The 14,725-nt window shown below is 33.8% G+C and carries 12 protein-coding genes; 4 read left to right on the forward strand and 8 right to left on the reverse strand.

Translation table 11 applies throughout. The features are described 5' to 3' along the window. The first annotated feature begins 3 nt into the window (after positions 1 to 3). The 4 genes from Q0856_RS09565 to Q0856_RS09580 all read left to right on the forward strand — a co-directional run bounded on the left by Q0856_RS09565 (position 4) and on the right by Q0856_RS09580 (position 2,421). The gene (locus Q0856_RS09565; protein WP_298504458.1) at positions 4 to 1,419 is read left to right on the forward strand and encodes an MBL fold metallo-hydrolase; all 1,416 of its coding nucleotides are present in this window, start codon (positions 4 to 6) and stop codon (positions 1,417 to 1,419) included. 157 nt (positions 1,420 to 1,576) lie between these two features. After that, positions 1,577 to 1,846 carry a heavy-metal-associated domain-containing protein gene (locus Q0856_RS09570; protein WP_298477067.1) on the forward strand — a complete coding sequence of 90 codons (270 nt, stop codon included), beginning with the start codon at positions 1,577 to 1,579 and terminating at the stop codon, positions 1,844 to 1,846. A 135-nt stretch (positions 1,847 to 1,981) separates the two neighbouring features. Continuing rightward, positions 1,982 to 2,215: a DUF3365 domain-containing protein gene (locus Q0856_RS09575; RefSeq protein WP_366139604.1), complete on the forward strand. Its 234-nt coding sequence runs from the start codon at positions 1,982 to 1,984 to the stop codon at positions 2,213 to 2,215. After that, positions 2,212 to 2,421: a DUF3365 domain-containing protein gene (locus Q0856_RS09580; protein ID WP_298504820.1), complete on the forward strand. Its 210-nt coding sequence runs from the start codon at positions 2,212 to 2,214 to the stop codon at positions 2,419 to 2,421. Before Q0856_RS09575 ends, Q0856_RS09580 begins: the two co-directional genes overlap by 4 nt. A gap of 12 nt (positions 2,422 to 2,433) precedes the next feature. Here the strand turns inward: Q0856_RS09580 and raiA are convergent, their stop codons facing one another. From raiA to Q0856_RS09620, 8 genes are all read right to left on the reverse strand, one after another. Next, entirely contained in the window at positions 2,434 to 2,733 is a 300-nt protein-coding gene (gene raiA / locus Q0856_RS09585) for a ribosome-associated translation inhibitor RaiA (protein WP_298477072.1), read from the reverse strand. Between the two features lie 234 nt (positions 2,734 to 2,967). Continuing rightward, the gene (locus Q0856_RS09590; protein WP_298504462.1) at positions 2,968 to 4,584 is read right to left on the reverse strand and encodes a sodium:solute symporter; all 1,617 of its coding nucleotides are present in this window, start codon (positions 4,582 to 4,584) and stop codon (positions 2,968 to 2,970) included. A 367-nt stretch (positions 4,585 to 4,951) separates the two neighbouring features. Further along, positions 4,952 to 5,839, reverse strand: coding sequence for a type IX secretion system membrane protein PorP/SprF (locus Q0856_RS09595; protein WP_298504465.1), 888 nt, complete (start codon positions 5,837 to 5,839; stop codon positions 4,952 to 4,954). A 17-nt stretch (positions 5,840 to 5,856) separates the two neighbouring features. Further along, positions 5,857 to 10,671: a gliding motility-associated C-terminal domain-containing protein gene (locus Q0856_RS09600; RefSeq protein WP_298504468.1), complete on the reverse strand. Its 4,815-nt coding sequence runs from the start codon at positions 10,669 to 10,671 to the stop codon at positions 5,857 to 5,859. Positions 10,672 to 10,681: 10 nt separating this feature from the next. Beyond that, positions 10,682 to 11,236, reverse strand: coding sequence for a DUF4347 domain-containing protein (locus tag Q0856_RS09605; RefSeq protein WP_298504470.1), 555 nt, complete (start codon positions 11,234 to 11,236; stop codon positions 10,682 to 10,684). A gap of 951 nt (positions 11,237 to 12,187) precedes the next feature. After that, entirely contained in the window at positions 12,188 to 12,988 is an 801-nt protein-coding gene (locus Q0856_RS09610) for a DUF4138 domain-containing protein (protein ID WP_298504471.1), read from the reverse strand. Positions 12,989 to 13,061: 73 nt separating this feature from the next. Continuing rightward, on the reverse strand, positions 13,062 to 14,048 hold the full coding sequence (gene traM, locus Q0856_RS09615) for a conjugative transposon protein TraM (protein ID WP_298504473.1): 987 nt from the start codon (positions 14,046 to 14,048) through the stop codon (positions 13,062 to 13,064). Between the two features lie 30 nt (positions 14,049 to 14,078). Further along, on the reverse strand, positions 14,079 to 14,693 hold the full coding sequence (locus Q0856_RS09620) for a conjugal transfer protein TraK (RefSeq protein WP_298504474.1): 615 nt from the start codon (positions 14,691 to 14,693) through the stop codon (positions 14,079 to 14,081). Between the last annotated feature and the right edge of the window lie 32 nt (positions 14,694 to 14,725).

Here is a 14,725-nt window from a genome sequence, read left to right on the forward strand (position 1 = left end):
ATCATGAAAATAGAACAAATTTATACAGGATGTTTAGCGCACGCAGCTTATTATATTGAAAATAATGGAGAAGCCGCAATATTTGACCCACTGCGAGAAGTGCAACCATATTTAGATAGAGCTAAGAAAGATAATGCCAAAATTAAATATGTTTTTGAAACTCATTTTCATGCCGATTTCGTTAGCGGACATTTAGACCTACAAAAGAAAACAGGAGCTACTATTGTATTTGGACCTACAGCAAATCCAAATTATAATGCCTTAATAGCTACGGATAATCAAATATTTAAAATAGGAGACTATAAAATTAAACTGCTACACACTCCAGGTCATACCATGGAAAGTTCTTCATTCTTATTAATTGACGAAAATAATAATGAGAAAGGAATTATTACTGGAGACACCTTATTTATCGGCGATGTAGGAAGACCAGACTTGGCGCAACATGTTGCATCCGAACTTACAGAGGAGCTTTTAGCGGGGCATTTGTTTGATTCTTTACGTAATAAAATTATGCCTCTATCTGATAAATTAACGGTATACCCAAATCATGGCGCTGGATCTGCTTGTGGCAAAATGATGAGCAAAGAAACTACAGATACTTTAGGTCATCAGAAAAAAGTAAACTATGCTTTACGCGCTGATATGACAAAAGAAGAATTCATTAAAGAAGTGCTTACAGGTTTATCTAAACCGCCTGCATATTTTCCTCAAAATGTACTAATGAATATAAAAGGGTATGACAGTTTAGATTCTGTTTTAGCAAGGGCAAAAAAACCTTTAAACCCAATCAATTTTGAAGTTGTAGCTAATGAAACAGCAGCTCTTTTATTAGATACTAGAGACGCCACCGATTATGCACAAGCGCATATTCCAAATAGTATTAACATAGGAATAAATGGAAACTTCGCACAGTGGGTAGGTGAAATGATACCAGATGTAAAACAGGAAATTTTATTAATAACTTATCCTAACCGAGAAGAGGAAAGTATTACTAGATTATCTCGTGTTGGCTACGATAATACTATTGGTTTTTTAGAGGGAGGATTTCCTAGCTGGAAAAAATCTCATAAACAAATAGATAGAATTAATAGAATTACAAATAAAGAGTTTGAAGTCGGATATAAAGCCGAAATGCCATTAATAGTAGACATAAGAAAAAGAAGCGAGTACAACTCAGAACATGTATTAGGAGCAATAAATGTTCCTTTAAATGAAATTAACCAACGTTTAGCAGAATTACCTAAAGAAAAACCATTTATTCTTTATTGTGCAGGAGGATATAGAAGTATGATTGCAGCCTCCATTTTAAAACAAAGAGGCTGGGATGATTTTGCAGATGTTATAGGGGGCTTTGCAGATATAAAAAAAACGAGTTTAAAAACATCTACATACATCAGCCCAACGACACAGTTATAAAATAAGGAACCCGTTGTTTCCTTTTTTTATTCAACTAAATAAACTTCCTAGACCCAAGGGTACGAGATATTAAATAGGAACACCTTTTATTATTTCAACGCAAGTGTCGGGGAATTAAACCCAAATGGGCTATCGCCCAGCGATTAAAATAGAAAACATGAAAACGTCTTTTATAGTACAGAATTTAAAATGTGAAGGTTGTGCAAAAACCATTACCAACAAATTAAACACATTAAATAATATTACAGAAGTCCTAGTAAACCCAAACAACTCTACCGTTTCTTTCTCATATCGTAAGGAAGAAGACCAAGAAATAATAAAAAACAAGCTACAATCTCTAGGTTACCCAACAATAGATTCGGAAAACTCTATCCTAGCAAAAGCCGCTTCTTTTGTAAGCTGCGCTACCGGAAAATTATCTAAATAAATATGTTATGAAATTTATATATTTCTCTCTTGCAATGTTGCTTTTTACCTATTGTAAAGATGAGAGTTTAAAAATGCTATGGAACAACCCAAATAGCTCAACGAACATTGTAGGCAAGAATCCACTAAAACTCAATTGCGAAAAAATTTAATGCACACTATAAAAGAAAAAGGAACCGTTGGTGCTGTTGAATTTTGTAATGCAAAAGCCACTACGCTAACAGATAGTATAACTAGATTAAATAACGCTAATATTAAACGTGTTTCTGATAAACCCAGAAATTCTAACCATATGGCTAATGCAATAGAATTGAAACATATTAATACGTTTAAAAACTGGTATCCGAAGAAAAAGAGATTACTCCCATAGTAGAAAAAGGAAAGGATAAAATACATTTTTACTATCCAATAAAAACAAATTTTATGTGTTTACAATGTCATGGCAATTCTTCTAAAAATATTGAAATTGCAACTATGGCAACATTAAGAATACTGCATCCAGAAGATAAAGCCGTTAATTACGATGTAAATGGAGCACGAGGTGTCTTGAGCATTTCTTGGGATAAAAAAAGATAAAATTGCCATTAACTAATGATGACTAAATGCCTCTTTGCGTTTAGAAAGTTGTTTTTCTAATTCGTGAATGGTTTTAATAGCAGCTTTATCAAACTTTACATCTGTAGCTTTTGCAAAAAGTCTTGGTCCGGGAGCACTTAATTGTATTTCGCAAACTTTACCCTTTCCACTTCTGTCATTTTCTAATTTAAAAAAAACTTCTGCTCTAATTAACCAATCATATTTAGATGCTATTTTTTTCAGCTTCTCAGTTACAAAATTACTCATACTTTCGCTTGTTGGCATTTGCACGTATTGAATATCTATAGTCATATTGATTAATTTTAATGTTATATCTCAAATTTACTTCAGATATAAAACTAATAACATGACATATATCACCTTAAATGAAAAAGAGAAGGTCTAACTACAAAGAAAAAATAACTTCAATAACATTAATCATAAAGGATAGCATATTATTTTCTAACCAAACTTATCTCAACAAAAAAAACTACTAGGAAGGAGCCAAACAACTACTCTATTTATAGGGGAACTATATAAATAACTTTATCCTACGAAATAGGATAAAATTGAGATAACAATTACAATTAATACGACCGATAAAATAATATCTATAGTGCTAATACTTTCTTTATTTAAACGCTTATCATCTTCGGTTAAAGTTCCAAACGAAAGCCCAGTAATAGCCGCATAATTTGACGGATTTGTAGCCAAACTCACTCCAATACAAATAACTATAGATAACAGAAACATAAAAATAGCCATATGTGCAAAATTTATAGTAGCAAATTCTAGAAGGACTCCAGATAAACTATTTTGGTAAATTTCTGCTAATATTCGCAATGCTGCTACAACTAAGCCCGAAAATAATGTAACTATTGCCGCTTGCGAATTGGTTCTTTTCCACAAAACTCCTAATATAAATACCGCTGTTATGGGGGGAGCTATATAAGATTGTACACTTTGTAAGTATTGATAGAGAGTGCCTCCTCCAATTTTCTCCATTATTGGAATCCAAATAATACCCAATATAACAACTATAGTCGTAGCGACCTTCCCAATAGTTAACAATTTTTTCTCCTCTGTATGCGGTTTCAATTTCTTATAAATATCAATCGTAAAAATTGTTGAACAGGAATTAAAAACAGACGCTAAAGAGCTCATTAAAGCTGCCATTAAACCACCAGCAACCAGTCCTTTTAAACCTACTGGTAAAAGTGTTTTTACTAAAACTGGAAATACCTGATCGGCTTTTTCATAAGATAATACCCCTTGTATAGAAAGTGCATAAGCTATAATCCCTGGAATTAAAAAAATAAATATGGGAAGTATTTTTAAATATGCCCCAAAAATAGCCCCTCTTCTTCCTATTTTTATATTATTAGCAGCTAAGGTTCTTTGTACAATATATTGATCCGTACACCAATACCATATACCAACTATTGTTCCTCCAAATAACATCCCTGTCCAAGGAAAATCTGGGTCATTTATTGGTCTCCACATATTAAGATGGTCTGTCCCAACAGTCTCTTTTAAAACTCCCCACCCTCCTACTTCTTGTAATCCTAAATAAGTAATAATTACGGATCCTAAAATAAGTACCACTGTCTGTAAAGTTTCGGTATAAATAACGGCTTTCATTCCTCCTATTACCGTATATGCTCCTGTAAATACAACAATACCAATAGCCCCATACCAAAAAGGAATACCTAATAGTTCTGAAACTACTATACCGCCGGCATAAATCGTGACCGAGACCTTGGTTATTACGTAACCAGCTAAAGAGAAAACAGATAAAAACCAGCGCGAACGAGAGTCAAATCTTTTTTCTAGAAACTCTGGCATTGTAAAGGCATTACTTCTAAAGTAAAATGGCAAAAACAACCACCCAAGCAACAAAACAATCCAAGCATGAAGCTCATAATGTGCCATTGGCATGCCAGACTCTGCCCCTGTACCCGCTAAACCTACTACATGTTCTGAACCAATATTGGATGCAAAAATAGATGCACCAATAACAAACCAACCTACATTTCTTCCTGCTAAAAAATAATCAGCGGTGTCTTTATTCTTTTGAAGTATTACCCATATTGCAACACCTATTAATGCTGCAAAATAGGCTCCTAAGACCCACCAATCTGCATTTTCCATTATTGAAATCATAAGTCTATACGATTATATTATTTTTAACTTATTCTTTTTTTTTGATAAAACATATACTTCATAACAAGACAAATGAGTATAATCCTTTTAAACTTAAATAAATACTTTTTGATTTTCAATAATTCTAGCAAACTAAACAGAAAATAGAAATAAAAACAATCTATTATAATTCAAAAACAACAATATAAACACTTAACAATAAACAACATAAACTCATAAATACATTTACAAAAATTTCACGAAACCCTTTTCGTAACTTCCGAAAGTTATGCAACACAAAACCAAAGTAAGGGACAAAAAAACCGCCTAAATTTTGTTCTTTAGACGGTCTTTTCATTACTATAAAAAAATCAAATAAACTTTACTTCTACAATTTTAAATTAAGTAATATTTCATGTGTACCATTATCAATAGTCCTAACTGGACTCTCAAAAGCTGCTTCATAGGCATACCCTATATCCATCCATTTACTGGCTTTAAAAATGAGGATGCCACTTATGCTTTCATCTAATCTGTAACCTACACCAATATCGAATCTATTATTAAATTCTACAAGTGTCGTAACATCTAAAGATAAAGGAGATGCTTCCACATAGCTTAATAGTACTGTTGGTTTTAATACAATCTTATCTGCAAGCGCAATATCGTATCCACCCGCTAAATATACGTGCATTTTATCCATACCAATCTTTGCTAAACCATTATCAAACTCTAATCTATCCGGCGTTAAAACTCTTGGTATAGACAAGGCTAAAAAATACTTATCGTTCTTTAAATAAGCTCCTATTCCAATATTAACATTAAAACTGCCATCAATATTCATTAATGAAGGATCTGCCTGAATTCCATAAGTCATTAAACCTGCAGTATTTGCTTTATAGGAATTAAACCCAGCCTTTATTCCAAAAAATAAGTCATGCTTTTCATTTAATTTAAGTTTATAAGAAAAATCTAAAGCAATAGAGGTTTGATTTTCTATAAAAGTTCTATCATTTATTATAGATGCACCAATACCTACATTTTTACGTAAAGGTGTACCGAAAATAACACTTTGAGTTTCTGGAGCTCCTTCTACACTTGCCCATTGGCTGCGTACATTTAGCCCTAAATCGGTACCTTCATTAGCTCCTGCATAAGCAGGATTTATTAAGTTCATATTATACCTATAAAATGTATAATTAGGTTCTTGCTGTGCAGACAAACTTACCGTTGCCAAAGCAAACAAGATTATTGTATATATTAATTTTAGTTTCATTATCTGGGGGTTTTGCATTAGTAATTAATAAACATCCAACCACGTAACGGTGCTGTACCATTACCTAAGTCTATTACATATAAATAGGATCCTGCTGGAAGTTTTTCTGAATTAGATTTGTATTTTCCATTCCAATCATTTTTATAACTTTCTGTAGCAAAAACCTCATGCCCCCATCGATTATAAACTTTTACATTGGAATTAGGATAATTATCTATTCCTGGAATAACCCAACTATCATTTATACCATCTCCGTTAGGGGTAAATGCTTCAGCTGGTGCTAATGTAGGTTCTGCTATTTTAGGAAATACATCCTCAGTATCTACAACTCCATCATTATCATCGTCGGTATCAACACTATCAGAAATTCCATCTAAATCTGTATCTTCAGGTGTACTGGCGAAATTTTTAGAATCTGTACCTTCTCTATGTTCTACTTGATCCGAATACCCATCATTATCATCATCTAAATCTGCGTTATCCCCTGTTCCATCGCCATCGGTATCCGTATCTTCTGCTGGATCTGTTGAAAAAGCATCTTCAAAATCTAAAGTACCGTCGTTATCATCATCTAAATCAATATTATTTCCTAAACCATCACCATCGGTATCGGTATCTATATTTCCATCACCATCATCATCGGTATCGGCGTAATCTCCAATACCATCGTTATCCGTATCGGTATCCTCAGTAGGATCTAGTGGAAAATCATCTTCAGAATCTAGGGTGCCATCATTATCATCATCGTCATCCGCATTATCACCTGTACCATCGTTATCCGTATCGGTATCTTCATTGGCATCTAATGGGAAATCATCCTCAACATCTGGTGTACCATCACCATCGTCATCGGTATCTGCATTATCGCCTGTTCCGTCATTATCGGAATCGGTGTCTTCATTGGTATCTAACGGGAAATCATCCTCAAGATCTGGTGTACCATCACCGTCGTCATCGGTATCCGCATTATCACCTGTACCATCATTATCTGTATCGGTATCTTCATTAGCATCTAATGGAAAATCATCATCAACATCTAGTGTGCCATCATTATCATCATCGGTATCTGCATTATCGCCTGTACCATCATTATCCGTATCGGTATCTTCATTGGCATCTAATGGGAAATCATCATCAACATCTGGTGTACCATCACCGTCGTCATCGGTATCTGCATTATCGCCTGTACCATCATTATCCGTATCGGTATCTTCATTGGCATCTAATGGAAAAGCATCATCAACATCTGGTGTACCATCATTATCATCATCGGTATCTGCATTATCACCTGTACCATCATTATCCGTATCGGTATCTTCATTGGCATCTAATGGGAAATCATCCTCTTCATCTGGTGTACCATCATTATCATCGTCATCATCTGCATTATCTCCTGTTCCGTCATTATCGGAATCGGTATCTTCTGTATTATCTAATGGAAAAGCATCCTCAACATCTGGTGTACCATCGCCATCATCATCTGGATCTGTACTGTTACCATCTCCATCACCATCTGTATCTTCATCCGCATCAATATTAGAGGTATATGTTGCGGTACTAACCTCATCCTCTAAATCTTTTACTTTAAAGGAGAAAGACGTGTAATTGGTTCCAAACTCTCCTGCCTCTGTAACATAAATTAACTTTGTTACATCATCTATTAAATCATTTTCAGAAACTGGATTACCTTCATATGTTAATACTCCTTTCCCAACGGACGGTAAAGAAATTATTTGAATTCCGTTAAATTGATCTCCTGTATCTACATCATTAAATGTAAAATCTCCTGGTGTAAAAGTAAAATCTACATCTTGTACCACATCTACAGAAATGTTTCCTCCTGTAGGAGCATCGTTCTGCGGAGTAAAATTAAGGGTTGCGGTTACCGTACTAGAAAAGTTATTTGCATCTTCAAAATTATACGTAAAAGTATCTGTTAAGTTTTCAGAACCATTATGCTGGTAGGTAAATGTTCCGTCATTATTAAATGTAAATGAGGTTGCATCAGAAGGTCCATTCACTAAATGATATACTAATGGATCCCCATCAACTTCTTCATCATTAGTTGAAACATCATTATTTAAAGTATCATTCTCATCTACGTTAAAACTATCTACAACAGCAATTGGTAAATCATCTTCTGCTTGAATAGACATTGTAAGTGTACCTGTAACAATTGTTCCGTTGTTATCTAATTGATAAATTACAGTATCTGTTCCATACGCATCTTCGTTTGGAGCATAAATAATATTATTACTTCCATCTACTGTTGCAATTCCTTTTGTTCCCTGTGTATCAATGGTAATTGTAACGCTTTGTCCCCCGTCATATGTATCATTATACAATACATTAATAGGGTCAGAAGTATTATCCTCATTCGTCAGAGCCAAATCATCTTCCGCTCCCACTACTAAGGTTAAATTATATGGACCAAAAGAAGTTGCCCCTGTATTACCTGCATTGTCTTTAGCCTCAGCGTGAATATACCAACCAGAACCTCCACTTGAGAAAGAAACATCTTTAGATTGACTATTACTCCATGAACTCCAATTAACATCATCGGTTGCAGGTGGTGTAGCACTTTGTGTTAATACATAACGTTGTACATCAAAACCGCTACCCGAACCTTCATCTGAAAAACTTAAGGTAATATTATCCTCTGTAGTAACATTCCCGTTTGCTGGCGAAGCCGCAATTGTAGGGTTAGACGCGTCGTGAATTATGTTTAACGTTCTATAAAATGGTAAGGACCATACCCCTGTATCTGTTTGTGTTCTTAAACTAATTATATACTCTGCACTTTCTGTATTATATGCAGAAAAATCAGTCATTGGTGTGGTAGAATTATACACTTCAACATCTGTTGGATTATTGTCATTATCATACGTTCGTTGTGTTACAATCCACTCTTCAGCAGTGAGTGTTCTTCCATAAGGATCAGCTGAGTTATTTTCGATTGCTATTGTCATAGCCCCGGTATATGTTGTTAACACATCTGGTAGAATATTAAATTGTGCTAAAGGCAAATCATCATTACCAGGTGTGGCTGACGTTTTTTCTACATAAATACTTGAAGGAGAACTATACGTTCCTTGATGATCTTGTACGGTAAGCATTATTAAATATTGACCATCTGGCTGACCAGAAGGGTTAAATTGCCCTATTGTCCAATCATTTGTAGATCCTGCATCTACGGATTTCCACTTCCATTCGGAATTTGCAATACCATTGTTAGCACCTCCATCTAAATCGTATGAATTATTGGTTAACGCACCTGTAATTGGATTGTAAGCAAAACTTGCCACTGGTTTTCTATGAAAATACAATGTTGTTGGTGCTGTAGGTAAATCCTGGAAAGTAAAAGTATATTCTCCAGGTTTTTCATAAAATTCTGGAACATCTTCTAAATATAAATCATGCCAAGATACTTTACCACTATCATTATCAAAATAGGTTTCGTCATGACTAACTTTCCATCTTCCGTTAGGATAGGTAGCATTAGCTGTATTTGTTTTTAATTCCGTTGGCGTAATATCCATTTCAATAGAAGTACCTGCTATAAAAAACTCTCCTGCGCTAACGGTGCCAAAAACATACTGATCGTATATATATTGTGCAATTTGGTCTATCCAATCGTTATATGCTGTTTCGTCTCTATTTACAAAGGTTCCTTTTTGATTGTTTTGCGTAACAAATCTTTCAAACTGGGCTTTATTAGCATTAACACCCCAGCCTATATAATGAATGTCTTCATTAATGGTACGCATTAAAATTTCGGATAAGTCAGAATCCACATCAAAATCTGCAACTTCTAAATCGTCCAAATTCACATTAAAACGTAAAGCACTATTTCTCCATTGTGGCTCTCTTAGAACATCTTTAAAAGCTCTTAATGATAATTTTTCAATAGCAATATCTTCAAAATATGCACCAGATTGTTCATGTACATAAAAACCATAACTACCAGCATCATGAGTACTGTCCGTTATGTCAAACGCTTCTATCCATCCAGTACCAGCACTACCTCCGCCTCCTTTTCTAGAAATTTTTATATCATTCCCTGACATTTCCACTTTAAAATCAATTGCCTGTCCATTGAAATAGGCCGCAAACATATCTGATCTATTAGTATCCCAACTCGCCGGTCTTCCTGAGCTTCCACTATTAGTATTAAGGGCTAAAACTGTAATCGTACCGTTTTCCACTTTTAAAATTGCTTCTGCTGGATCGCCATCAGAACCATAACCACTAATATTACCACAAGCAGAGTGGTTATCAATTATATATGCATAAAAATTTTGGCTGTCTACTTTTCTAAAAATAAAACCAACTTCTCCATGGGGATAAGGAGCTTCTGAAAGTCCCCAAGTTGCGGAAAGAGTACCATCAGAAATATCTCCGATAGGGTCATACATTGCGAAACCCCATCCATAAGATGTATTTCTTCCTACAAAATCAGCAATTATTCGATTAGTTCCGCCATCAAAAGTAAAATAGTCTCCCGAATAAGAAGGGTGATTTGGTGGTTCTGTTCCATTGAAGTTCATTTTACTCCAACTATTAAAAATATCAGCTGCATCTGCCTGATCAGATGATATTGTACTCCTTTCAAATGCTTCTACACGAAGTTTTCCTAAAGGCATTCCTTTTCCAATTAAGGATGCTTCTAAATCATCCTCAAAAGGTGTTAAATCTAATTGCGCAGAACCAACAGTGACCATAACATCTATGTTTGGACCCTGCTGCACTGCCATATCTACAGTTTGTGCAAAGGATACACTGGCGCATACCAAGCATACCCACACTAAGGTGGTTTTAAATATATTCTTCATTTGGGGGATTTTACTTTGTTAAAATGGAATTGGTTGTTGACGCACTTAAGGACCAATAGTCAAAATTAAATGCTGCATCAAAAATAGATGTACAACTTGTGCAAGCACCTATATTAAAATATGCCTTTTCTCCAATTGCTTGTATTAATGCCAAACCATCTGTGTTTGTACCTAAATTACAATTGTACATAAGTAATTGAATATGCTCGCCTTGATAAAGACCTTCTAACATACTAAGCTCAAACTCCGAACTAACCGAATCTAAGTTGTAAGTTATGCCTCCCATTTGTAAAGAGTTGTAGGATGCATTTACAAAAAGATGAATTGTCTTTATAGTCGAATTAGACTCTAGTTCGCTTCTAATATCGCTCCAGGGGTTATTAGAATTCGTTAATTGTAACAAAACTTCGTCTGAAGTTAAAGAACTAATGACTTGTTGTTTATCTGCAAAATCAGAATCTATTACAACAAGACTTTTGGATTGTGCCTGTAAGCCGAAACAAGCAAATAATAGAATAATAACACTTAGGGGGATCCTCTTAAGAGGCAGTTTGTTAAGTTTCATAAATTAAAGTTTAATTGAATTATTTTACATTTAAACGCTAACTTATCTTAAATTATAAGCTTTTTCCTACAAATGTTGTAGACTTAGGTAAGTATGTGTGTGAAAACCAAAAAAAGCAACATAAGCTTAAATATCGATATAAATCCGTTTTCACTAATTATATATTCCTACAAACAAAAAAAGAACACGTTATAGAACTCCACTTAATAGGTTATAGTTACAACCGGTTTTACTTTTCTACATCTACAAGCACAAAGTAATCTACCTGAACTTTACAATCCATAAGAATACTTCCATTAGATTCCATTGCCTAACGCACTTAGAGTATGAAAAAGAAGTTATTGTAAAAACCTTGATAGGAATAAAAAACAATGTAAACATATAATGGAAATATTATATGTTATAGTAGTAATAGTCAAAGCTGCAATCCTTTATCAAATAATTTTTTTGAATTAGTTAGCTGCAATCCACTTCAGATTAAACCATGGGTGGGTTCCTTTTAAGAATCAAAAGCTGTGCGTATTTTATAAAAAAGAATAGTATTTTATGACAAGTAAAAATTGAATTTCTATGTAGCTTCACTCAAAAATGTATTACCTCATCCAATAATTACTAGAGTTGCTACATTTGATTGGATGATAAGCTATAGACATAAAAAAAGCCTTCTATAAATAGAAGGCTTTTAAGTCGGGGTGGCAGAACTAACGGCCATCTCATATATCATTAATAATCAAATAGTTACTTTTATTTTTCAAAACAGGTAACCGAATAGGTAACTTTTGCTTTGATTCTATTTCTTTATGATTGTACTAAGATAATACAAAATATTAAATAAACTAAATCAAATATTTTGGAATATTATAGCTACATTTTAGACATAAAAAAAGCATCTATTTAAGACGCTTTTAGTGAAGAAATAAACTTAGCTTGAATACATGTCTGGCCAAAGAATCATAACGCTTTATTCAAAACTACCTTCCTATTCCCTTTTAATTCTTTCAATTCAATTTCTAATCGTTCATTCTCTCCTAAAACAAACTTAGGAAGTACATAAACGAATCTTTGATGTAAGCCTTTCATAACAGATTTTGGCATTTTATGTTTGTATATTACTTCTTGCTGTAAGCTTTGATACGAAGATTTTCTTTTGGCATTTCCATTAGTTACATAGATATTAATATAGTCCACATCAAAATTTATTTCTGAGGTATTTTTGATTTCAATAGCCAGATATACTTCATCACCATCGTAAACCATTCTTTGCAATTGTAACTGCATACCTTTTTTTCGTATAGTGGCTAGAGTCTCATACTTAGAATTAAGTACATAGGTGCAAGCTCTATAAAAATAATCCATTTTATCTTTTTCAAAATGGGTTACTTTCTTCTCTTTTACTGCCGGCAAAACTTTAGGTATTTCGTTTCCAATACTTTCCTTTTCAAGAATAAAATAATTCAACTTAGGCAATTCTTCAGCGTACTTTAAAATATACGAATACACCTTTCCATTATTTGTAACTGTAAGCAGATTACTTTCTATTCCAGGCTGTGCTTGGAGTAATCCAAAATACTGTTCTTTTTCACGATTGTAGGTAAATACAAAATGGGTAGCTCCAGTAATTCCCTGGCGAATAGGCTTAGGAAAAAAAAGAGCTACATTCTTTTTATCATTAGCATAAATAGTATCTAACGATTGTTGTGCTAACATTGAAGTTGAACAGATAATTAATAAAATAATAATATATTTTTTCATAAAAGTAAGTTTAAACAGTGCCCTTTAAGGGCTTTTATAAGATGGTGTTTTAATAAGTGCTTTTTAAAAGCCTTTAATACTTGGGCATTATGGGCTTTCCAAAAAGTTGGCTTAATGTTTGTTTCGGGGTTCTTAAAATAAGTTGGTAATTATCGGTTACCGTCACTTTTACATTTCGGTGGTTCCGCTGGAATATCTTTCTAACACCACTAACTTGTGGCACACCGGTAATATTTATTTCATCTACCAAATCTCCAATAACTTCATTGGTTGCTTCTGCTCTAAAACTATTCTTCACATAGATTCCCTCGCTCCCATCCTGCAAGTCAAAAGCTTTAAGTTTTACTGGCTTATGATTTATATTTTCAATGATTATCATAGTTCGGTTTGCTTTAAAACTTACAAAACCATAAATAGGTGCGTTTTTTTCCACCAAAATATTATTGATATAAGCAGCTTTAGTCAGTCGCATTTGCAAGCGATAATTGTTCTTAATAGTTTGCCTCCCATCTACACGTACATAAATATAGGCGTCCGTGTTTTGGGTATGCATTGCTTGGTTTGCTATCGGGTGCGATGCAAAAAAAAGCTGATGCTCCAGACTACGCTCTTTGGCGGCAACATTCGTTTCACTTTCTGCAATACCATCATTATCTGTTGTATCCTTTTCTATTATTTTAGGAGATATAATAGGTTTTTGTTTTATTTGGCGATATCCTCTATCGGTATAATTAATACGACCTTGGTTATAGATACTATCTACCATTCGCATCTTTTCTTTATCTAAAAAATCCGCGTCATAGACTCCCATAGAATCTAATAATCGCTCATCATATATACTAGGAGCATTATTCTCTCTTACTTCTTTTAATGCATCTAAGGCTTCTAATTTAGAATCATATTCCTCTTGTGTCTCTTCCAGTTTTGGGACTGGTATTTTGTTGCCTTCGATAGTTGGCTCTTCCTCTTCTCCTAGAATCATTGTGGTATAGACGCCAATAAAAAGAACCACACATAATAAGACTAGCCCAAAGACTATTTTATTTTTTTCTATTTTCATAATCATCCTTTTTTAAATGCCTTTTAACTTCTACTCTCCGTTAGAGATTTTCTTTAGTTTGTTTTCAAAAAAATTGGTAATCAAAAGCCCATGGGTATTATTAGGAAAGTTCCTATCTACATGCATTACATTTCCTGAAGTGGTTAATTCATAGGTGTCTGTTATAGTTCCTCTATTAATTTCAAAAATGGTAGTACTTTCAAAGCGATATGGCTCTTGTGTAATATCTATTCTTGAATCTATGCGCAACACCTTTTGTATCAAAGAATACTGCAATATGCGGTTGTATACGCCGTCTGCTTTCTTTTGTTGGTACAAAGCATCTACAGAACTATCTCCCAACCACAAAGCCTTTTCTAAATGCTTTTCATAATTACTGGCATCGATATGATAAAAATAGGTGTGAAAAAGTTCTAGATGTGCCAGTAATTCTACTTCTAAATTTTCGTGTTGCGAAACCAGTTGTAAAGGAATTACACTGCCATCTGTATTTACCACAAAGGCATTGTTAACAGTTTCCTTGTGCAACTTAACAACCATCAAAATAGAAACGATACTGGTAAGTACTGCTCCTATTACGACTGTTAATACGATAAGTCGATTTTGTTGTAGAATAGTATATATATTTTTATAAGGTGTTTTCATATTGGTTTTACTCTTTTAATTATTTCATGTTC

It is taken from the genome of uncultured Maribacter sp., assembly GCF_947496775.1.
In the GTDB taxonomy this organism is placed as follows: Bacteria; Bacteroidota; Bacteroidia; order Flavobacteriales; family Flavobacteriaceae; genus Maribacter_B.